Source organism: Clostridium prolinivorans (genome assembly GCF_004011155.1).
Lineage (GTDB): Bacteria > Bacillota > Clostridia > Clostridiales > Clostridiaceae > Clostridium_AT > Clostridium_AT prolinivorans.
This window is the reverse complement of record NZ_RJWG01000011.1, coordinates 24,544-47,573: the sequence shown is the minus strand read 5'-3', so window position 1 is coordinate 47,573 and position 23,030 is coordinate 24,544. Positions and strand designations below refer to the sequence as shown.

Sequence of the window (23,030 nt, the reverse complement as noted above, 5' to 3'; positions counted from 1 at the left end):
TCCTCCTATATTCTAAAATTAATTGTTTAAGTCTTTTGCATAAAATTCTTTGTCAATTTCTTCAAAGTATTTTTCTAAATCAGAATAATCTCTGTTCTTATTTTTATTTTTAGCAATTAAAATAAGTTCTTTAGAAAGTTCACAATAAGCTTTTTTATGCTCTTTAGGCATAAACGCAATATGCTCTTTTACAGTATTTATATCTCCTCGCTCAATAGGTCCAGTTAAAGCATTTATAACACCAACATTAAAAATATTTTCTATATTATTTTTAATAAGAGGATATAAAGCATTAACAGCATCTTTTTCCTCAAAGCCACATTGTTTTAAATAATCGCAGCTTCTATTAAATAATGCTAAAAATAGGTTACTTGCAGTAACTGAAGCAAGATGATATAAAGGCTTATTTTTGCTATCAATTGAAATTATTTTAACCCCAATTGAAGAAAATAAATCAATCATAAATTTTAAATATTTATAACTGCCTTCAATTGTAAAAAAAGCATCTTTTAAGTATTTGTAACTTTCTTTTTTTTGAGAAATAGGAAACATAGGATGGATTGAATAAGAATATGCACCAAAATTATCTATGTCAGAAAAAATATTGGAAGAAAGGCATCCACTAGTATGACAAATAATTTTGTCTTTTAATGGATAAGATTTTAATTCTGAATATACATTTAATATTTCATTATCAGGTACAGTAATAAAGATAATATTGCTTTCATTTACTAAATCCTCAATACTTTTAAAATGCTTCGTATTTGTAAAAACTGAAGCTTCTTTAGAAGATTCAGGATTTTTGCTAAAATAGCCAGAAACATTTAAATTTTTTTCTTTCAAAAATTTTCCTAAAGAAAAGCCTACTTTACCAGCACCAATAAACCCAATTTTTATAATAACCACCTCCATATGGAAGTGTACCATCAATGAAATATATATACATAAATAATTTGGTGCAGCTCTAAATGATGCCACCCATAAAAAATTTATCATAAATATTTAATAAAATCAAACAAGATTTTACTTAAAAATAAACATAATATATAATTTCTTCAAAATTTAATATAACTATATAGTAAAATAATAATCCTCTCTATTAAAAACAACTAATATCCCTGCTCGGATTATTATTTTACTAGACTATATTTAATTTTCATGTTGGATATCTATACATTAAAGTTAATTTTTTATTTAATATTGCAAAAAAACACAATAATACTTTTGTATTTTAAAAAATTAACTAAAAGTTTTGTATTTCAATACTTATAATATAAACCCCATCCTTTATATATTTTTATAATTATGCTATAATATACAATTATTGAGAGAATTTTCTCAATATATTAAATATTATTGTCACTAATTATTTTTATTTTATATTTAAACTGGAGGTGAAAAATGGGTGGCTATACAAGAAATTATAGAAATAAAAAAAGCAGAAGAAGAAGCTTTTGAAATTATTAAAGCGGCTGAAAATGAAAGAAGAGATATTTTAAAATCAGCTCAAAATCAAGCTTTGGAAAAATATGATGAAACTTTAAAAGAAATAAAAAGCAAAGCTAAATCTATAGTTGATGAAGCTATTTCTTTAGCTGAAAAAGAAGCTTATACTATTTCTATAAATGGGAAAAATGAAATAAACAGCATTTATAACATACCAAAAGAAAGGCTTGATAATGCTGTAAAATTAATCATTGAAAGGATAGTAAAAAATTATGGCAATAGTTAGAATGAATAAATTTACTCTGATAGCTTTTGAAGCTAGTAAAAAAGACATTCTAAAGAAGCTGCAATCCTTTGGAGAAATCGAATTTATAAATCTTCAAAGCAAAAAATTAAGCAAAGAAGATGAAACATTAATTTCCTTAAAAGAAGATGTTTTTGATCCTTCTTTTAAAGAAACAGAAGAAACTCTTTCTGATTTAAAGTCTGCTATTAATTTTCTTAAAAATTATATAGAAAAAGAATCTGCTCTAAAATCTTTAAAAGAAGGAAAACCTTCCTTATCTTATGATGAACTTAAAAAATATGGAAAAGAAGAAAATTTTAGAGAACTATTAACCCTTTTAAAAGGAAAGGAAGAAAGATTAAGTGAAATAGATTCTTTAATATCAAAAATTAATACAGATTATGAAATTTTATTTCCTTGGAAAAACTTAGATTTGTCTTTTAGTGATTTAGAAGATTTTAAAAAAGTAAATTATTTTTTAGGTACTATTCCAACTTCAAGAGAAGGCGATTTTAAATATCAAATAGAAGAAAATTTTAAATATGTTCATTTTGAAATTGTAAATAGGGACACTAAATTATCTTATATTTTACTATTTGTTCATAAGGATGAGATGAGCTCTTTAGAATCTTTTTTAAAGCTTTTGGAGTTTAATGAATTTAAAACAGACTTTAAAGAAAAGCCTATTTTATTAATTGAAGGCTTTAAAGAGCAGCTAAATAATTTAAATGAAGAAAAACTTTCTATAATTAAAGATTTAAAAGGAATGAAAAATGAACTTTTAAATCTTGAAAAAGCACATGAATATTTCGAAAATAAACTTATAAGACTTAAATCTAGTGAAAATTTTTTAAAGTCCGATAAAACAATACTTATATCTGGATATTTCCCAGAAGAGAAAAGAAATATTTTTGAAAACTATATAAAATCATTGCCTAGTGATAATTATTATTATAAAATTTCCGATGTTTCTGATGAAGATATAGATGAAATCCCGATAAAGCTAAAAAATGGTACTATAGTTAAATCTTTTGAATCTATCACAGAAATGTATAGTCTTCCTAAATATGATGGTATTGATCCTACTCCTCTTTTAACACCTTTTTACATGATATTCTTTGGTATGATGGTAGCAGATTTTGCTTATGGAGTTATAGTATTTGCTGCTGCACTTTTTGCTCTTAAGAAATTCAATCTAAATGAAAAATCGCAAAATTTTGTAAGGATGTTTATGTATTTAGGTATTACAACTGCTATATGGGGACTTATATACGGTTCTGTATTCGGAGATGTAATTAAAATACCAGCTTTAATTGATCCGTCTCGTGATATTTACACTGTTGTATTTTTATCTATAGGTTTTGGAGCTATCCAAGTACTTTTCGGGCTTTGTATAAAAGGATATATGCTCATTAAAAAAGGAGACCCTTGGGGAGCATTTTTTGATTCTGGTTCTTGGATTATAACTTTAGTAAGTATAGGTCTTTTAGTTGCAGGCTTTTCATTTGCTAAATATACAATGATTGCAGGTATGGTTTTAATCGTGCTTACAAACGGTAGGGACGCAAAATCCGTGGCAGGTAAATTAGCTGGTGGAGCTTATGCTCTTTATGGTATTACAGGTTATATAGGAGATTTAGTTTCATATACAAGACTTATGGCTCTTGGAATATCTGGCGGTTCTATAGCCGGAGCTTTAAATCTTATAATTGGAAGTTTCCCAGGAATAAGTCTATTTATAGTAGGCCCTGTTCTTTTTATAGCAGTTCATATTTTTAATATGCTTTTAGGACTTTTAGGTGCCTACGTTCATGGTTTAAGACTTCAATATGTTGAATTTTTTGGAAAATTTTATTCCGGTGGCGGAAGGCCATTTTCACCTTTTAAAATGGTAAATAAATATATAAATATAAAAAACTAATATAAGGAGGAATTTATAATGGAAATATTAAATTTAGGAACTTGGTTACAAACTTATGGAGGAATAGTATTTGCTTCACTTGGAGTAGTTCTTGCAGTTGCATTAGCTGGTATAGGTTCAGCTAAAGGTGTTCAACTTGTTGGTGAAGCTGCATCTTCACTAGTTTCTGAACAACCTGAAAAATTTGGTCAATCATTAGTTCTTCAACTTTTACCTGGAACACAAGGTCTTTATGGATTTGTTATAGGATTTTTAATAATGACAAATATAAATAAAGACTTATCACTAATTCAAGGTTTATCTTATCTTTTAGCAGCATCAATAATAGGCTTGGTTGGTCTTTGGTCTGCTATAGCTCAAGCTAAAGTTGCCGTTGGCGGTATACATATATTAGCTAAAAAACCTGAACATTCTACAAAAGGTATAATTTTTTCTGCTATGGTTGAAACTTATGCATTACTTGCATTTGTTATGTCATTCTTATTAGTTAATAAAACATTTTAAATAATTATTTAAAATTAATTATAACCTCAAAGAATTGCAGGAGGGAATTTAAAATATGTCGATAAAAAATATTACAGATAAAATCCTTAGTGATGCAAATAGCAAAAAAACTGAAATTTTAAATTCAGCTAAAGAAGAAGCTTCCAAAATAATAGAAAACAAAATAAATGAAGCTAAGGATTTAGAAAAACAGCTTTTAGCTAAAGCTCATGAAGAAGCTGTTTCAAGTAAAAGCAGAATAATTCAAAGTGCAGAGCTTAAAGTTAGAAACGAAAAACTATCTGCAAAACATTCTGTTATTGAAAAATCTTTTGAGCTTGCACTTGAAAATTTAAAAAATTTAAATAAAGAAGATTTTTTAAATTTTTTAAAAACTATGCTTAAAGAAAATAAAGTTACAGGTAATGGAGTTTTGAGAGTTAATGAAAATAGATATTCTATTTTCACTTCTGAAGTTCTTCAATGGATAAATTCAGAACTTGGTTTAAATTTAGTTCTTGGTAAAACACTAAATAAAGAAGAAGACGGCTTTATTGTTGAACAAAATGGTACTATATTAAACTGTACTTTTAAAGCATTAGTTGATTCTTTAAAGGAAGATTTAATATTTGATATAAACAAAATATTATTTGAGTAAGGAGGCTTTTAAGTCCATGAAAACTACAGATTTTGCCTCTATAGTTACCAAAATAAGAGTATGGGAATCAAGGCTCCTTACTAAACCTTTCTATGAAAGGCTCATAGATACAGAAAATCTTGATGGAGCTTTAAAGCTTCTTTCAGAAACTTATTATGGGCATTACCTTGAAGGGAAAAATTTTGAAGCTGCTTTAAATAAAGCTTTTAAAGATATGTATGATGAGCTTTATGAAATTACCCCTTATAAAGAAATAATCGATTTTATGAGGGTTAAATATGATTACCATAATATAAAAACTCTTATTAAAGGTAAAATTCTAGATAAGGACTTTTCATCTATACTAATTCCTATGGGAATTTTAGATATAGACCTTTTAAAAACTGCCTTATCAAAAGAAAACTATGCAGAACTTCCTAATATAATGTCTGAAGCTATTAAAACTGCTTTAGATGATTTTGAAAATATAAAAGACCCTCAAAGAATTGACATTATATTAGATAGATATATGTTTATACATATGAAAAATTTAGTTCAAATATTAAATAATAGTTTTTTAGAGGGTTATGTTACTACTCTTATTGACTTAACTAATATTAAAACAATTTTAAGAATAAAATCACTTAATAAGCCTTTAAATTTTTTAAAAGAAGTTTTATTAGATGGAGGAGAGCTTGATTCTTCTTTACTTAAAGAATTATTTTTAGAAGATTATTCTCTTATTCCTAATAAATTAGCTCATAAAAACTACGGCTTAATGATTAAAGAAAGTATAGAAACATTTTTAAGAACAAATTCTTTAAGTAGTTTTGAGAAAAATATAGATGATTATATTATGGGATATATGAAAGACTCTAAATTGATAAATATAGGTCCAGAACCTATAGCAGTTTTCATATATGCACGTGAAACAGAAATTAAAAATTTGAGAATTATATTAGTTTCTAAGCTTAATAATGTTTCAAAAGAACTCATAAAGGAAAGGCTGCGTGATAGTTATGTATAAGGTTGGCATTGTTGGAGATAAAGACTCTGTTCTTGCATTTAAAGCCATTGGAATCGAAGTATTTCCAGTAGATAATGTAGAAGATGCTAGAAAAACTGTAGATACCTTAGCCTATAATAACTACGGAGTAATCTTTATAACGGAACAATTTGCAGAAAAACTTGAAGAAACAATAGAAAGATATAGTAAATCTATTACTCCTTCTATTATATTAATTCCTGGCAGCCAAGGAAGTCTTGGAATTGGTCTTAATAAAATTAAAGATAATGTTCAAAAAGCCGTAGGTATAAATATTTTATAAGAAAGGCGGAAAAGGATAAGCATGGGAAAAATAGTTAAAGTAGCTGGTCCCCTAGTTGTTGCTGAGGGGATGGATAATGCTAATGTATATGACGTTTGTCAAGTTGGCGATCACGGGCTTATCGGTGAAATAATTGAAATGAGAGGAGATAAAGCCTCAATTCAAGTTTATGAAGAAACCGTTGGCCTTGGACCAGGTGACCCTGTAGAAACTACTGGAGAACCTTTATCTGTGGAACTTGGTCCTGGACTTATAGAATCCATGTTTGATGGAATTCAAAGACCACTTGATGTTTACATGCACAAAGCTGATAGTGCATTTTTAAAAAGAGGCGTAAAAGTTTTTTCATTAAGTAGAGAAAAACTTTGGAAATTCAATCCTACTGTCTCTGTAGGCGATACTGTTAAAGCTGGTTCTATTATAGGAACTGTACAAGAGACTTCTGTTGTACTTCATAAAATAATGGTTCCTTATGGAATTTCTGGTACAGTTAAAGAAATAAAATCTGGTGAATTTACTGTAGATCAAACTATATGTTTAGTTGAAACAGAAAAAGGTATTAAAGAACTTTCAATGCTTCAAAAATGGCCTGTAAGACGTGGAAGACCTTATGAACGTAAATTAAACCCAGTAGAGCCTATGCTTACTGGTCAAAGAGTTATAGATACTTTCTTCCCCGTTGTTAAAGGTGGAGCCGCTTCAGTACCAGGGCCTTTTGGTGCTGGTAAAACCGTTGTTCAACACCAAATAGCAAAATGGGGAGATACTGAAATAGTTGTTTATGTTGGTTGTGGAGAACGTGGAAATGAAATGACAGATGTTCTTATGGAATTCCCAGAACTTAAAGATCCAAAAACTGGTGAATCTCTTATGAAAAGAACTGTCCTTATTGCAAATACTTCAAATATGCCTGTTGCTGCTAGAGAAGCCTCTATATATACTGGTATAACAATTGCTGAGTATTTTAGAGATATGGGCTATTCTGTTGCTATAATGGCAGATTCAACTTCAAGATGGGCAGAAGCACTTAGAGAAATGTCTGGCAGACTTGAAGAAATGCCTGGTGAAGAAGGTTATCCAGCCTATCTTGGTTCAAGACTTGCAGAATTTTATGAAAGAGCTGGTAAAGTTGTATGTCTTGGAAGTGAAGATAGAGTTGGTGCTATAACAGCTATAGGTGCAGTATCCCCCCCAGGAGGAGATATTTCAGAACCTGTTACTCAGTCAACTTTAAGAATAGTTAAAGTTTTCTGGGGACTTGATGCACAACTTGCTTATAGAAGACATTTTCCTTCTATAAATTGGTTAAATTCTTATTCATTATACCAAGATAGAATAGATGCATATATGGATGAACATGTAGCTTCTGATTGGTCAGAACTTAGAAGTGAAGCTATGACACTTCTTCAAGAAGAGGCAAACTTAGATGAAATAGTAAGGCTTGTAGGTATAGATGCTTTATCCGAAAAAGATAGATTAAAGCTTGAAGCTGCAAAATCAATTCGTGAAGATTATCTTCAGCAAAATGCTTTTCACGAAATTGACACATATACCTCTCTTAATAAACAATATAAAATGCTTAAACTTATAATTGCATTTTATAGAGAAGCAAATAGAGCTCTTGATAATGGAATTTATTTAAAGAAAATATTAGGCCTTGAAGTTAGAGATAAAATTGCAAGAAGTAAATATATAGCTGAAGAAAATATAGATAAAATTGATGCTATATATAATGAACTTAAAGAAGCCATAGATAATCTTATAGAAGAAGGAGGGCTGAAACGTGCTTAAAGAATATAAAACAGTAAAAGAAGTAGTTGGTCCTCTTATGATTGTTGAAGGTGTCAGTGGGGTAAAATATAACGAACTTGTTGACATAGAACTTCAAAACGGTGAAAAAAGAAGAGGTCAAGTACTTGAAGTTAATGGCGATAGGGCTATGGTTCAAATATTTGAAGGTTCCGCTGGAATAAATCTTAAAGAAACAAAGGTTAGGTTTTTAGGACGTCCTCTTCAAATAGGTGTATCAGAAGATATGCTTGGGAGAATTTTTGATGGTATGGGAAGACCAAAAGATAATGGTCCTAAAATACTTCCTGAAAAAAGACTTGATATAACTGGTGAACCTATAAATCCTGTAGCTAGAGACTATCCTGCAGAATTTATTCAAACTGGTATTTCAGCTATAGATCACTTAAACACATTAGTTAGAGGTCAAAAGCTTCCTATTTTTTCAGGTTCAGGGCTTCCTCACGCTGAACTTGCAGCTCAAATTGCAAGACAGGCAAAAGTTTTAAATTCTGATTCAAAATTTGCTGTAGTTTTTGCAGCTATAGGTATAACTTTTGAAGAAGCTAATTTCTTTTTAGATGAGTTTACTAAAACTGGTGCTATTGATAGATCTGTATTATTTTTAAATTTAGCAAATGATCCTGCTATAGAAAGAATATCTACTCCTAGAATGGCTTTAACTACTGCAGAATATTTAGCTTACGAAAAAGATATGCATGTACTTGTTATAATGACAGATATGACAAATTATGCTGAAGCATTAAGAGAAATTTCAGCTGCAAGAAGAGAAGTCCCAGGAAGAAGAGGATATCCAGGCTATTTATATACCGACCTCTCTCAGTTATATGAAAGAGCTGGTAGAATAAGAGGTAAAAAAGGTTCTATAACTCAAATTCCTATACTTACAATGCCTGAAGATGATAAAACTCATCCAATCCCTGATCTTACTGGTTATATAACAGAAGGACAAATCATTCTTTCAAGAGAACTTTATAAAAGAGGAATTAATCCTCCTATAGATGTACTTCCTTCTCTTTCAAGGCTTAAAGATAAAGGTATTGGAAAAGGAAAAACAAGAGAAGATCATGCTGATACAATGAACCAGCTTTTCTCAGCCTATGCTCAAGGTAAACAGGCAAAAGAACTTGCTGCAATCCTTGGAGAATCTGCTCTTTCCGATGTAGATAAAAAATATGCTGAGTTTGCTGAAAAATTTGAAAAAGAATATGTATCACAAGGTTTTAATACCAATAGAAATATAGAAGAAACTCTTGATCTTGGATGGAAACTCTTAAAAATACTTCCAAAAACAGAGCTTAAGAGAATTAGAGATGAATATTTAGATAAGTATCTTGGCAAAGTAGGTGATTAACTTGGCTATAATCAATGTAAACCCTACTAGAATGGAACTTACTAAGCTTAAAAAGAAACTTGTTACAGCTGTAAGAGGTCATAAACTTCTTAAAGATAAACAAGATGAACTTGTAAGACAGTTTATAATTCTCGTAAAACGTAACGACGAGCTTAGAAAAGAAGTTGAAAAAGAACTTGAAGATGGTCTTAAAGAATTTATGATTACAAGAGCAGTTTTAAGTGATGAAGTTATACAAGAAGCTTTAAGTTTTCCAAAGGAAAGTATATCTGTTGATATAAAAAGTAAAAATATTATGAGCGTTAATGTTCCTGTTATGGAATTTAAAAGGAAACTTGAAGATGACGAAGGAAGCATATATCCTTATGGTTTTGCAAGTACTTCTCCAGAACTTGATCATACAATTAAAAGACTTTATAATATACTTCCAAAGCTTTTAGAACTTGCTGAAGTTGAAAAAGCTACTCAGCTTATGGCAGAGGAAATAGAGAAAACAAGAAGAAGAGTTAATGCATTAGAATATATGACTATACCTCAATTAGAAGAAACAATAAAATATATAAGAATGAAACTTGATGAAAATGAAAGAAGTTCTTTAACAAGACTTATGAAAGTTAAAGATATGCTTGAAAAGCAAAATAATCCTCAAAATATTTAAAAAAAAAAAGCTACTGATTTAAAAATCAGTAGCTTTTTTTATGCAAATAAACTTATTATTAACGCAACAAGAAATCCTACTACACCAACTAACGTCTCCATTACTGTCCATGTTTTCAAAGTTGTTTTCTCATCTAATTCAAAAAAACCCTTTACCAGCCAAAATCCAGAATCATTAACATGACTTACGGCAGTTGATCCTCCAGCAATAGCCATAGTCATTGCTGCAAGATGTAATTGAGATAAAGCTTGTACTTGAGGCATTGAAGCCATTATACCTGCAGCCATAGTCATTGCTACTGTAGCTGAACCTACTGAAACACGCACAGCTAATGCAACTAAAAAAGCTATTACTATAAGAGGCATATTTTTACCTTGAATAGCATTACCTATAACATCACCTAATCCTGAATCTTGCAACATAAATCTTAAAACTCCACCGCCAGCTGTAACTAATAATATAAGCCCTGTAGGTTCTAAAGATTTTGTCATAACCTTTTCAAGTTCTTTTCTACTATATCCATGTCTAGTCCCCAACAAATACATAGCAGCTAATGTAGCTATAGTTAACGCCACAAAAGGCTCTCCTATAAAATTAAGAATTGGTTTTATAGATTTAATTGCTGGATTATATTTTTCAATTAAGTTAGCACCAGTATTTAATAATATTAATATAAGAGGTATAAGAATTATAGATACTACTGTTTTAAAAGATGGTAATTTTTTACCTTTAAAATCCAATTGTGTAGCAGCATGTTCTGGAACTGGTACAAATATTTTCTTACCTATAAAATTTCCAAAAATAGGTCCTGCTACTATCATAGCTGGTATTCCACATATAATTCCTAAAAGTATAACAAGTCCTAAATCAACTTTTAATTGATTGGCAACAAGTATAGGCCCTGGTGTTGGCGGAATAAAAGCATGGCCTACAGCTAAACCAGCTAGAAGAGGAATTGCATAAAACAAGCTTGATTTGCCTGTTTTTTTAGCTAGTCCATAAGCTAATGGTATCAATATAATTAGCCCTGCATCAAAGAAAACTGGTATTGCAACAATTACTCCAGTAATTCCAAGAGCCCATGCAGCTTTACTTTCTCCAAATTTATTTACTAAAGTTGAAGCTATAGTTTCCGCTCCCCCAGAAATTTCTAATATAGCCCCAAACATTGATCCTAAACCAACTAGCAATGCTATACCTTGTAATGTATTACCCATACCTTTTTGAACAGTACTAATTATCATTGAATAAGGCATTCCAACACCAATACCTATAGTTATAGCTGATATAACGATTGCAACAAGAGCCTGCATTTTAAATTTAATAATTAAAATTAACAATAAAGCTATACTTACAATAGCAGATATTATAAGTGCAGTTGGATTTGCCTTCCATACCATTTCTGAATTTGCAGTTAAAATTGGAAATGTACTTAACACCCTATGTTCCCCCTTAATTTTTATACTTTATAGATTTTGAATATTTAAGATATATGAAGTATTATATTACTCCATATATCCCCCTTTCATTGGTGACACTGCTAATCTTGTATAAATTCCTAAAGTCCCTTTTGTATATTTAGGAACTGGTCTTACCCATTTTTTTCTTCTTATATCTAAAATTTCTTCAATTTCTTTTTCTGACTTTTCCTCTCCATTTACACCTACTATTGCAATTAATCTATTAGGTATATCTATTTTTATAAGGTCTCCTTCCTCAACTAAAGCAATATTTCCTCCTTCACTAGCTTCTGGAGATACATGTCCTATAGCTGGTCCTCTAGTAGCTCCTGAAAATCTTCCATCTGTAATAAGTGCTACAGACTCTGATAAAGATGGATCTGAAGCTATAGCTTCTGTAGTATAAAACATTTCCGGCATACCGCTACCCTTAGGGCCTTCATATCTTATAAATACCGCATCTTTAGGCTTTATATTACCTGTAAGTACAGCTTTTAATGCCTCTTCTTCACTATCAAAAGGTCGTGCCCTTAAAATTACATTATGCATTTTTTTTGATACAGCAGAATGTTTAACCACAGCACCTTCAGGAGCCAAATTACCTTTTAATATAGCTATTGCACCTTGAGATTGAATCGGCTCTTTTACAGTTTTTATTATGTCTTCTTTTTTTATTTCTGTATTTTTAAGATATCTATAACATTTATCATAATATCCGTTTTTCTTTAATTCCTCTAAATTTTCTCCAAGAGTTTTCCCTGTAACAGTTAAAACATCAAGATGTAAAAATTCTTTTATTTCTTCCATTATAGCTGGAACTCCACCTGCATACCAAAAATATTCCCCAGGATAAAAGCCGCTTGGTCTTATATTTAATATATAAGGAATTTTTCTATGAATTTCATCAAATAATTCTGGTTCTATTTCAATCCCTAATTCATGAGCAATAGCAGGTATGTGAAGAAGTGCATTGGTAGAACCTGCAATAGCAGCATGTACCATTATTGCATTTTCAAAAGATTTCATTGTAACTATTTTAGAAGGTTTTAAATCCATTTCTATAAGTTTAAGAATATAATATCCTGCATAAGTTGCAGCATTTTTAAGCTCTTCTGATGTAGCAATCATTAATGCAGTGCCCGGAAGTGCTAACCCTAAAGCTTCAGCCATTACCTGCATAGTAGCTGCAGTTCCCATAAAAGAACAAGCCCCACAACTAGGACAAGCATTATGTTTATAATAAGTAAATTCTTCTTCTGTTATCTCTTTTTTTTCAAATTTTGCACTATACATTCCTATTTGTTCTAAAGTTAACATATTAGGACCAGACTTCATTATACCTCCAGGCACAAGTATAGATGGCATATCAAGTCTAGCTATAGCCTTTAAATGTGCCGGCATTCCTTTATCGCAACTTGCAATAAATATTCCTCCATCAAAAGGCGTTGCTTGCACCTGAAGCTCAATCATATTAGCTATATATTCTCTTGATGGTAGTGAATAATTCATACCATCATGTCCTTGAGCTTGGCCATCGCAAATATCTGTTACAAAATATTTTGCTGGCTTGCCTCCATTTTTCTCTACTGCTTTGTAAGCTTCATTTATTAATACATCAAGATGAGCGCTTCCGGGATGACTGTGACCAAAAGTACTTTCAATTATTATTTGAGGTTTAGATAAATCTTCAATTTTCCATCCTGTACCCAGCCTTAAAGAATCCATTTCTGGAGCCATATCCCTTATTTTTTGACTTTTTAACAAATTAATCACTCCTTTAAACTTGTATGACATATTTTATTTATTTTTACTGTTTTTTATGTATTTTTTTATCATTAGTAGATTTTGGGGTTATTTTATATTGTCAGACATCTTACAATTATTATTGTAAACTGTAAACGATTGTTTTGTCAATATTTTTATTTTAAAAAATAAAAAAAATCATTTTAGAACAGTATTTTTATATATTATTTGTTCTAAAATGATTTCAGTTGTATGATGACTTAGAATTGTTATTTCCTATATTATGATTATTTCGCAAAATTTTTTCTATTAAATATTGAGCACTATTATAGATGTAATAGAAATTTAGAAACACTATAAATTGTATAATAGAAATTAATTTATAGCTTATTGTTGGTTAGTTATATATTAACCTTAGTTATATATTAACCTTAGTTAAAAAATATATATTTTTTAACTAAGGTTATCTTCTAAGGCTTTAATATCTTTAATTGTTCTTTCTATATGTCTTCTCATATATATAGCACTAAGCTCATCATCTCTATTTTTTATAGCATCTAATATAAGTTTATGTTCTCTTATTCCTCCTGTTGGTCCCAATCTTTTATATAACATCTTTTGATGATATTCTAACATATTCCTTAACACATTATTTACTTTTAAAACTAATGTATTACCACTACCTTCTGCAATTATCATATGAAATTGCATGTCTGAAATAGTATATTTATTAATATCATCTTTATTATTGCTCATCATATCATATGACTGTTGAAGTCTATCAATTATTTCATCAGAGCATCGCTTAGTACAAAGTCTTACAGTTTCAACTTCAATAATAAGCCTAAATTCCAGTATATCCAAATAATTATCCTTATCTAAAGTAATCATAGGTATAAGAGTATTTAAGTATGTAGAAGGCGTTATATCATTAACAAAAGTGCCCTCTCCTTGCTTTTTGGTTAGTATATCTAAAGCAGCCATTTTTTCAATAGCTTCTCGAACAGACATTCTACTAACTCCTAGTTCCTTTGCAAGTTGAGGCTCAGACATGATTTTACTTCCAGGACTCCATTCACCACTTAATATTCTTTTTTCTATTTCACGAAACACAATCTCACTTGTTCTTTTATTTTTCATTTTTCACCTCTTATTGATTAAATAATACATTTATATTTTTAATAATTTCCTCTAATTTTTTTAAATCTTCATTTTCACCTACTGCAAATTATTATATCTTCTTCTTTTATTAAATCTTCAGCTTTAGGTGATACATTTATTTTATTTCCATGTTTTATTGCTAAAACATTAATTCCACACCTCTTTCTCATATTAAGCTGTCCTAAACTTTTTCCTTGCCATTTAGAAAGTGCTGAAAGCTCCATAAATACTATAGAAAGTTCTAATATAATCTAAAATTAAATAATAATTATCTTTAAAGCTATTTTAACATATTTTTTAATTAAAAAGTAATTAATGATGCTGCTTTATTAAAACTTTATATATTAATATAAAAAATATTCAAAGTTTAATTCATCCTTAACCATAAAGCTCTATTTTAAGATAAAATATATTTCATTCTTAAGTTATTTATTTTATTATGATTATTTTTAGTTTTAATGTTTTATAAATTAATATTATTTTTATAATTGGATAAAATATTAATATAAATTTAAATTAGGAGATTTTAATAATGAATGAGCTTTTAAAATTGATTATCCAATTTTTAAGTTTAATTTTAGTTATAAAAATATTTGAATATTTAAATATATAAAAAATGAGGGAAAATTATAAAAAAATAATTTTCCCTCATTTTTTATGCTGCAAGTTTTAAGAATTCATTTATAGTCATAGAATATTGCATTTCTACTTGAAGTTCTTTTTCTTCCTTAAAACCTATTTTTTTAAATACTCTAATAGAACGCTCATTTTTAAAATTTATCTTAGCTATTACTTTTTCTGTTCTCCATTTGAAAAAAGCATGTTTTAATCCTTGGAATACAGCATTAGATCCTAATCCCTGACCCCACTTTTCTTTTTCTCCAATAACAATTACTATTTCTGCTTCTTTAGCTTTAGGAACAAGCCTTAAAAATCCTACTGGTTCATCTTTTTTAGTTGTAATAACAAAAAAACTTCCATCTTGGTTAAAAAGATGTGTTAATATAGGCATATTAACTCTTTCCATTACTTGCTTTATACTCTTGCTTGCATTTTGATTTTCATTTAAATATTTAGTTATTTCTTCATCTTCTAGCCAGTCAATAATCTTCCATGCATCTGACTTATAAATCTCTTGTCTCAGTTGTACATCTTTTTCTTTCATTAGTACAATCCTCCTTAAAAGATACTAAAAGCCTTTCAAGGATTATCATTATCCTGACGGTTCTTTTCCAATTCAATGTCAATACTACCACACAAAAACATTTATGTAAAATGGAACAAGTGAGTTTATATAAGTTTAACATAATAAATTGACATATATCTCTGTTTTACAACAATATATATAATATTATAATAATGAATATTTAATATTATCGATTAAAAGTAAATACCAGTTTTTAGGTGTTTAATCTCCCTAAAAACTGGTATTTTTAATAATGTACACGTACAAGCCAAAATTTTATATTTTTATTACTCCATCCTAAATCCCAAGGTACTTTATTTCTATCTGTATTATGGCAAGTAACCAATGAATATCCTCGTGAATCAGCTCCTGTAACTACAGAAATATGAGTAACATCTCCTTTTTTTTCATATGCTATAAAATCCCCTGGTAAAAGTTTGTAAGAAGCTTTATAGACTTTTTCATAACTACCATAAGCTATTAATGAAGCTCTTCCACTATTTAGCATATAGTTTTTAAATCCATCAGCATTTAGCCATGCTCTTGTAGCTCCTTTATTATCATAATTCCATGCTTTATTTTTTTTAAATTTGCCTCCTTCATATAATATTTGAGATGCAAAATTAGCACAGTCTCCTCCTTGAGGATTGTAGTCTCTATATTTTTTATTATATTTAAATCCATATTTCTCTTCACTTGCCGCTCCACAATATCTTTCTGAATATTCTACTGCTTTTATTCTTCTTTCATTTAATGAAGAAAAATCCCTTTTTTCTTGTGATAGTATATATTGTTTTATATCATCAGCTTTAATATTTTCTAAATTTAACGAATCTGCAAAAGGATCAGTATACCATTCTTTTGTAATTATAAAAACTCCATCTTTATTTAATAAATTTATAGTATGATATGTTCCTATTCTTGAACTGTTAATTTCATTTTCCTGATTTTCATAAACATATTTATATTCTGTAGAACATAATAAATTTACTGAATATTTATTGTTATTTCCCTTTATACTTCTAATTACAAGTGTAGGATTTATTTCTGTAAATTTAACACCTTGTTTCTCCGCCCAATTATGAAGATACTTAAGTTTTTTTATTTCGTATTCCATAGCCCAAGTCCCATATTTTGTATCTAAATCATAAATAGACTCTATCATTTCTACATCTTGAGTTAATATAGCCCTATTCCTTATTTCAAAAATTTGTTCTAATGCTTTTGTAACTTCTTCTTTTGAATCTGAAGTTTCTTCGAAGGCTTTTACTTCAAAAGAACATATTAAAAAACATAAAATTACTATAATACTAAGCTTCATAATATATAACTTAAATTTAGACTTTTCTAATATATAATTCATATTAACACTCCTTACATTTAAGGATAATTCATATGAATTTATTATTCCCGAATTTTTATAAAACTGTCCTGTGAATTTTGACCAAGAAATATATTAATAACTAATTCCCTAATACTGCTTCAATTTTTTTAATATTGTCTTTTGTATTTTCATCATTTATAGGTATTCCTTCGTACCATTTTTCACCTTTTTTATAAAAATCTTTAAAATATTTAGCTTTTAAAATTATTTCTGGCCTATACTCAAAATGGAGAATATCAAAATGATTCCACTTTCCTCCCCAAACAAAATTGTTTTTCTCAAAAATTTCTACAATTTCTTTTGGATAAGATTTAATTCTATTTCTTCCCTGTTCTATACTTGCCCATTTCCAGTAATCTCTATTATCTCTTGCTAAATCAATAGCATTTCCAAAAGCATGAGGACTTAATCTTCCTGTACCAGAAATTACTCTATAATTATAAGTTCCACTTAAGGGATAAATACAACTGCTAATTTTTGAATTACCTTTTGCAAGAGGTAAAAGTTCATCCATAACATTTTTTAATGATTCTGCAGCTTTATTATTTTTATTAAATCTACAATTTATTTTTTCTACATTTACAAGATTTGATTCTATAGCTTTTTTTGAAGATCCATAAACTTCATTTAATAAACTATATACTCTAATTCTTCCAGGATCAAAATTTTTTTCCATAACATCATCTATAGGGCAAAGAGGATATATTTGTTCAAGCATATCTTCTAGATCTGGATTGTTTAATTTTTGTTCAAAATTTTTTATTTTTTTATCATCATAAAGTATCTTCTTCCCTGACTTCATAATTAAATATACATATCCATTATTATCTTTTTCTACATTTACAGCATATTCAGGATAAGCCATCATTAAAATTAAAATATCTCTTTTCATGTTTATATCGTAGTCAGAAGCATTACCTTCAGCCTTTACTGCATAACTATTGCAAATTAATGTATACATAAGCATTATAAATAAGGCAATTTTTTTCATATCTATTCACCTTCTTATACTTTTTCTACACTTATATATTTACCAAAAGTATAGCTGCTATGTAATACATTTTTTGGATTTTTTGTTTTTTTATTTTATATAAAGTAGACTCATTACTGAGAAAAAATGAAATACACTTCCACCTATAACAAATAGATGCCATATACTATGATTAAAAAATATTTTATTTTTTGAATAAAAAAATGCCCCTACAGTATATAAAAGTCCACCAATTACCAAAAATAAAAATCCACTAAAAGTCATTTTAATATATAAAGTTTTTATTGCTATTATTATCATCCATCCCATAATAATATAAAGTATAGTTGAAAGTCTCTCTTTTTTGCCTGTGTAAAAAGCTTTCAAAGTAATACCAATTGCAGCACTTACCCAAATAATACCCAATATAGTCCATCCTAAAGTTCCTCTTAAAACAGTAAGACAAAATGGAGTATACGTTCCTGCTATAAGAAGATAAATAGACATATGATCAAATTTTCTAAAAAGCTTTTTTATTTTTTCTCCTGTAAAACTATGATATAAAGTTGATTCCAGATATAATATAACTAAAGCTGCTCCAAAAATAGAAAAGCTTACTACATGCCATACAGTCCCTTCTATAGCAGCATATACTATTAAAATAACTAATGCTGCTATAGCAAGCATTGCTCCTATTCCATGGGTTATTGCATTAGCAATTTCTTCCCCTTTACTATAAAATTTTTGTTCCATAATATGACCTCCAAATAAATATATTTATATAAGTAGTTTTTAAAACTACAATACATTATATTAATATTATATCTCATTATTTAAAATAAAAAAGAGTAATTGAAAAAATTTATAAATTTTTTTATTTTTAATTTTATATACATAACTTAATATATAATATATAAAAATAAAATTTAATATTTTTTGTTTATTTTTATATAGTTATCAACAACATATTGTGCATAATGTGTACAACTTCTTCTATATATTGTTTTAAATTATTATAGGGCTGTCTTATATGATTTATTTTAAGACAGCCCTATAATTTATTTACTTTAATTTATTTATTATTTCTTCTATAGTAAGTTTAGACTGTTCTCCACTTTTCATATCTTTAAGTGTCAATATACCACTTGATATTTCATCACTACCTATTATTATTACATATGGAATACCAAGCTTATTTGCATAGCTTAATTTTTTAGCAAATTTTCCTTCTTCAAAATATACTTCTGTAATTATTCCTGCTTTTTTAAGTTCATTAGAAATACCAATAGAATAAGCAATATTTTCATCCATTGGTACTACTAAAACTTTAGTTAAGGTTGATGAAGTATTTTCTTTGAAAAAGTTTGCTTCTTTAAGCTGATAAAATAATCTGCTTAAGCCTATAGATATTCCAACACCAGGTAATTTTTGCGTAGTATAATATTCAGCTAAATTATCATACCTTCCACCAGAACAAACTGAACCTATACCAGGATAATCATTTAATATAGTTTCATAAACTGTACCTGTATAATAGTCAAGTCCTCTTGCTATTTTTAAATCTATAACAAAGTTTTTATCTGGAACTCCAAATTGTCTTATATAGTACACAACCTTTGAAATTTCTTCAACACCTAAAGAAAATTCGTCATTTTCAATATTTAATTCTTTTAAACTCTCTAAAATTTCATCATTAGTGCCTTTTATGTTTATGAATTCTTCTATTCTATTTATAGCATCACAAGTTAATCCTAAATCTTTAAGCTCACTTTTAACTGCATTTATTCCAATTTTATCTAATTTATCTACAATTCTTAAAGTTTCAACTTTATCTTTAACACCTATAGCATCAAAAAAACCATTTAAAATTTTTCTATTATTGATATGTATTGTAAAATAATTAAATCCCAAATCGGTAAAAGTTGAATAAATTATACTTGGAATTTCAGCATCATTTATAATGTTTAACTTCCCATTTCCTATAATATCTATATCACATTGATAAAATTCTCTAAATCTTCCCTTTTGGTTTCTTTCTCCTCTATAAACTTTACCTATTTGATATCTTCTAAAAGGGAATGTTAAATCATTCATATGCTGAGCTACAAATCTAGCTAATGGTACAGTTAAATCAAAGCGAAGAGAAAGATCACTATCTCCTTTATTGAATCTATAAATTTGCTTCTCTGTCTCTCCACCACCTTTAGCAAGAAGTACCTCAGATTTTTCAATAACTGGAGTATCTACAGGAATAAATCCATACTTTTCATAGTTTTTTCTTATAATATCCATCATCTTATTAAAAGCTATTTGATCAGCTGGAAGCCATTCTATAAATCCTGGTAATGTAGATGGTTTTACTATTTGATTAGCCATTTTTGTATTCTCTCCTATCTATAACAAATTACATATGTATAATTTATCACTTTATTTTAATAAAATAAAGTGATAAATAAATTTTAGATAATAATATTATTTATTACAATATTATTATAGTTAAAACATAATAAACTTTAAAAACAATTTCCATAGCATCTGTCTTATTATATATTTTAACATAAATAATTATATTTAATATTAATTATTATATTTATTTTTTACCTCTCTTTATGAAATTCTCTTTAGTTGTTTGTAATTTATTTCATTTAACAACTAAAAAGGGTGCTTATATGCTGGCACCCTGTAATAAATATCTTTCTTTTGGTTTTCTAAACTTCTTTTTAACCTTTACTTGATTTTTATTAATACTACTACACTCTGCTATATATATCTGCTTAGCAAAGTATATTAGCGTTGACATCTGAGCATTTGGGTATTTAAGTTTTGCAATTAACATAGCTCGCCGCCAACTGACGCCACTATCCATAAACTCACTCCTTGTTTATATGATACTTATATTATACACAAATTTATTATTTTGTGCAACTAGTCTGAATTTTCAAATTTTAATATAAATTTTATAATATTCCCGAATATTACATTAAAAAAAGTATATTATATATTGGAGGAATTTTTTTGTATTTAAGTTACTTGTTTACAAATTTATAGGAGGTTTTATTATGGATTTAAAAATTGCTCTTTTGTCTATTATTGTTTCCTTACTTTCTTTTGGTGTGGCCGCTTATTATTATAACTGGGTAAAGAATTTACCTTGCGACAATGAAAAAATAGAAAAAATCAGTCTTTTAATTAAAAACGGGGCTGAAACTTTTCTAAAAACAGAATACAAAGTTTTAATAAAGTTCGTTACTGTAGCTGCAATATTAATATTTCTGTTCCTTCCAGAACCTATTTGGTCAAATAACGAACCTATTAGAAATATTAGTATGGCTATAGCTTATATTCTTGGATCTTTTCTTTCGGGATTAGCTGGAAAAATAGGTATAAGTATTGCAACTATAGCTAATAAGAAATCTGCTGTTGCTGCCCAAAAAGGTATAGGTCCAGCTTTTGATGCAGGGTTTAGAGGTGGTGCCGTTATGGGGTTGGCAGTTGTTGGCACAAGTTTAATTGGAGCAACTCTAGTTTTCATTTTAACAGGCGATCACAATGCTCTTTTAGGCTTTAGTTTTGGTGCAAGTTCTTTAGCACTTTTTGCAAAAGCAGGAGGAGGCATATATACCAAAACTGCCGATATAAGTGCTGATCTTGTAGGTAAAGTTGAACTTGGAATTCCAGAAGATGATCCAAGAAATCCAGCTGTTATTGCCGATAATGTTGGTGATAATGTTGGTGATGTTGCAGGAATGGGTGCTGATCTTTTTGACTCCAATGTAGCTTCTATCGCTGCTGCTGTGGTAATAGGTTTATCTATTGGAGAGATAAATATGGTATTTTGTTATGTTTCTCTCGGTCTTTTAGCTTCAATACTAGGTATATCCTTTGTTAAAGTTGGGAAAAAGGGGAACCCTGGAAAAGCATTAAACAATGGTACTTATATCACAACCATTTTCTTTGCACTTTTAACATTCTTAGCTTCATATATTTTTAATTATAGTTTTCGTATTTGGGGTGCAACTATAATAGGACTTATAGTTGGGGTTATAATGGGCTTTACTTCTGAATATTTTACTTCAGATGAAAGGAAACCTGTTTTTAATGTCGCTAAAGCTTCAAATTCTGGTCCTGCTTTTACAATAATAAGCGGATTGTCTTATGGACTTTTAAGCATATTTCCATCATTAATTGGAATAGGTATTGCTGCTTTAACTTCATATAAACTTTGTGAACCAATAGGTCCCGGATATGCTATGTTCGGTATAAGTATGTCTTCTATAGGAATGCTTTCTATAGTTGGAATAGTTGTTGCAAATGATGCTTATGGTCCAATAGTTGATAATTCTCGTGGACTAGCCGAAATGGGTGATTTAGGTGATGATGTTATAAAAATTGCAGATGATCTTGATAGTGCAGGTAATACATCAAAGGCTATAACTAAAGGTTTTGCTATAGGGGCTGCAGGTCTTACTGTTATAGCTTTACTTGGAGCATATCAAGAAATTGTTCATACAGCCACTGGAGAAAATATTTTCTTTGATTTAATGAATCCATTAGTATTTTTCGGAATTCTTGCAGGAGTTGCTCTCCCAGCAGTATTTTCTGCTATGCTTATGCTTGGAGTTGATAGAAACGCACAAAGAATGGTTTTGGAAATACACAGGCAGTTTAATGAAATACCAGGTCTTAAAGAAGGATATAAAGAATCTTCTCCAGATTATGAAAGCTGTATAAATATAGCAACAAAAGGAGCTATTAAAGAACTTATCCCTGCTGGACTTATTACTATAATAGTTACTTTAGTAGTTGGTTTTATTGGAGGAATTAGAGCCATAGGAGGATTCCTTGCAGGTAATATAATGTCAGGGCTTATGCTTGCACTTCTTATGGCAAATGCAGGTGGTATGTGGGATAATGCTAAAAAATTTATAGAGGCTGGTAATTTAGGCGGAAAGGGCTCTGAAACTCATAAAGCAGCTGTTGTAGGCGATACTGTAGGAGATCCATGTAAAGATACTGCAGGTCCATCATTAAATACTCAAATTACTGTTGTTTCTTTAGTTGCTTCCTTAGCTGCACTTCTTTTTATAAAATTCTCTCTTTTTAAATAAAATATATTATAATTATCTAACAAAAGTCTTTTTATTAAATGTTAGCCACTATTATAAATGTAATAGAAATTTATAAATACTATAAATTATATAATA

General features: G+C 28.8%; 21 protein-coding genes. 10 read left to right on the top strand and 11 right to left on the bottom strand.

Annotation, left to right across the window (positions count from 1 at the left end):
* Positions 1-18: 18 nt before the first annotated feature.
* Entirely contained in the window at positions 19-912 is an 894-nt protein-coding gene (locus tag EGD97_RS09325) for a Rossmann-like and DUF2520 domain-containing protein (protein WP_078681887.1), read from the bottom strand.
* Positions 913-1,405: 493 nt separating this feature from the next.
* Between EGD97_RS09325 and EGD97_RS09320 the strand changes: the two genes are divergently transcribed.
* The 9 genes from EGD97_RS09320 to EGD97_RS09280 are packed head-to-tail and all read left to right on the top strand — an operon-like array spanning position 1,406 to position 9,922.
* Positions 1,406-1,732 (top strand): ATPase, encoded by a 327-nt coding sequence (locus EGD97_RS09320; RefSeq protein ID WP_127837155.1) that lies wholly within the window; start codon positions 1,406-1,408, stop codon positions 1,730-1,732.
* Entirely contained in the window at positions 1,719-3,653 is a 1,935-nt protein-coding gene (locus tag EGD97_RS09315; RefSeq protein WP_127837154.1) for a V-type ATP synthase subunit I, read from the top strand. The genes EGD97_RS09320 and EGD97_RS09315 overlap by 14 nt, the downstream gene beginning before the upstream one ends.
* An 18-nt stretch (positions 3,654-3,671) precedes the next feature.
* Entirely contained in the window at positions 3,672-4,157 is a 486-nt protein-coding gene (locus tag EGD97_RS09310) for a V-type ATP synthase subunit K (protein WP_127837153.1), read from the top strand.
* Positions 4,158-4,212: 55 nt separating this feature from the next.
* On the top strand, positions 4,213-4,794 hold the full coding sequence (locus EGD97_RS09305; protein ID WP_127837152.1) for a V-type ATP synthase subunit E: 582 nt from the start codon (positions 4,213-4,215) through the stop codon (positions 4,792-4,794).
* Positions 4,795-4,810: 16 nt separating this feature from the next.
* Positions 4,811-5,800, top strand: a complete 990-nt coding sequence (locus EGD97_RS09300; RefSeq protein ID WP_127837151.1) for a V-type ATP synthase subunit C — start codon at positions 4,811-4,813, stop codon at positions 5,798-5,800.
* Positions 5,793-6,101, top strand: a complete 309-nt coding sequence (locus EGD97_RS09295) for a V-type ATP synthase subunit F (RefSeq protein ID WP_078681986.1) — start codon at positions 5,793-5,795, stop codon at positions 6,099-6,101. The genes EGD97_RS09300 and EGD97_RS09295 overlap by 8 nt, the downstream gene beginning before the upstream one ends.
* Positions 6,102-6,116: 15 nt before the next feature.
* Entirely contained in the window at positions 6,117-7,892 is a 1,776-nt protein-coding gene (locus EGD97_RS09290; protein WP_164850196.1) for a V-type ATP synthase subunit A, read from the top strand.
* Positions 7,885-9,264, top strand: a complete 1,380-nt coding sequence (locus EGD97_RS09285) for a V-type ATP synthase subunit B (RefSeq protein ID WP_127837149.1) — start codon at positions 7,885-7,887, stop codon at positions 9,262-9,264. Before EGD97_RS09290 ends, EGD97_RS09285 begins: the two co-directional genes overlap by 8 nt.
* Before the next feature lies 1 nt (position 9,265).
* Positions 9,266-9,922 (top strand): V-type ATP synthase subunit D, encoded by a 657-nt coding sequence (locus tag EGD97_RS09280; RefSeq protein WP_078681895.1) that lies wholly within the window; start codon positions 9,266-9,268, stop codon positions 9,920-9,922.
* A 38-nt stretch (positions 9,923-9,960) separates the two neighbouring features.
* On the opposite strand, the gene EGD97_RS09275 is transcribed toward EGD97_RS09280, so the two are convergent.
* From EGD97_RS09275 to EGD97_RS09230, 10 genes are all read right to left on the bottom strand, one after another.
* Positions 9,961-11,361 (bottom strand): GntP family permease, encoded by a 1,401-nt coding sequence (locus EGD97_RS09275; protein WP_407643149.1) that lies wholly within the window; start codon positions 11,359-11,361, stop codon positions 9,961-9,963.
* Between the two features lie 66 nt (positions 11,362-11,427).
* The gene (gene ilvD / locus EGD97_RS09270) at positions 11,428-13,176 is read right to left on the bottom strand and encodes a dihydroxy-acid dehydratase (protein WP_347476722.1); all 1,749 of its coding nucleotides are present in this window, start codon (positions 13,174-13,176) and stop codon (positions 11,428-11,430) included.
* 402 nt (positions 13,177-13,578) lie between these two features.
* Positions 13,579-14,265 (bottom strand): FadR/GntR family transcriptional regulator, encoded by a 687-nt coding sequence (locus EGD97_RS09265; protein WP_078681897.1) that lies wholly within the window; start codon positions 14,263-14,265, stop codon positions 13,579-13,581.
* A gap of 74 nt (positions 14,266-14,339) precedes the next feature.
* Complete coding sequence (locus EGD97_RS09260; protein WP_078681898.1) at positions 14,340-14,510, bottom strand: cation:proton antiporter regulatory subunit; 171 nt, start codon at positions 14,508-14,510, stop codon at positions 14,340-14,342.
* Between the two features lie 431 nt (positions 14,511-14,941).
* Positions 14,942-15,451, bottom strand: a complete 510-nt coding sequence (locus tag EGD97_RS09255; RefSeq protein ID WP_127837148.1) for a GNAT family N-acetyltransferase — start codon at positions 15,449-15,451, stop codon at positions 14,942-14,944.
* 268 nt (positions 15,452-15,719) lie between these two features.
* Positions 15,720-16,835, bottom strand: coding sequence for an amidase domain-containing protein (locus EGD97_RS09250; RefSeq protein ID WP_127837147.1), 1,116 nt, complete (start codon positions 16,833-16,835; stop codon positions 15,720-15,722).
* Positions 16,836-16,935: 100 nt separating this feature from the next.
* The gene (locus tag EGD97_RS09245) at positions 16,936-17,847 is read right to left on the bottom strand and encodes a M15 family metallopeptidase (RefSeq protein ID WP_127837146.1); all 912 of its coding nucleotides are present in this window, start codon (positions 17,845-17,847) and stop codon (positions 16,936-16,938) included.
* Positions 17,848-17,937: 90 nt separating this feature from the next.
* Complete coding sequence (gene trhA / locus EGD97_RS09240; protein WP_127837145.1) at positions 17,938-18,579, bottom strand: PAQR family membrane homeostasis protein TrhA; 642 nt, start codon at positions 18,577-18,579, stop codon at positions 17,938-17,940.
* A gap of 309 nt (positions 18,580-18,888) precedes the next feature.
* Entirely contained in the window at positions 18,889-20,202 is a 1,314-nt protein-coding gene (gene hisS / locus EGD97_RS09235; protein WP_127837144.1) for a histidine--tRNA ligase, read from the bottom strand.
* Between the two features lie 289 nt (positions 20,203-20,491).
* Entirely contained in the window at positions 20,492-20,692 is a 201-nt protein-coding gene (locus EGD97_RS09230; protein ID WP_127837143.1) for a hypothetical protein, read from the bottom strand.
* A 193-nt stretch (positions 20,693-20,885) separates the two neighbouring features.
* Here EGD97_RS09230 and EGD97_RS09225 point away from each other — a divergent pair, with 193 nt between their 5' ends.
* A complete protein-coding gene (locus EGD97_RS09225) occupies positions 20,886-22,934 on the top strand; it encodes a sodium-translocating pyrophosphatase (protein ID WP_127837142.1) in 2,049 nt (682 codons plus the stop codon).
* Positions 22,935-23,030 lie beyond the last annotated feature (96 nt).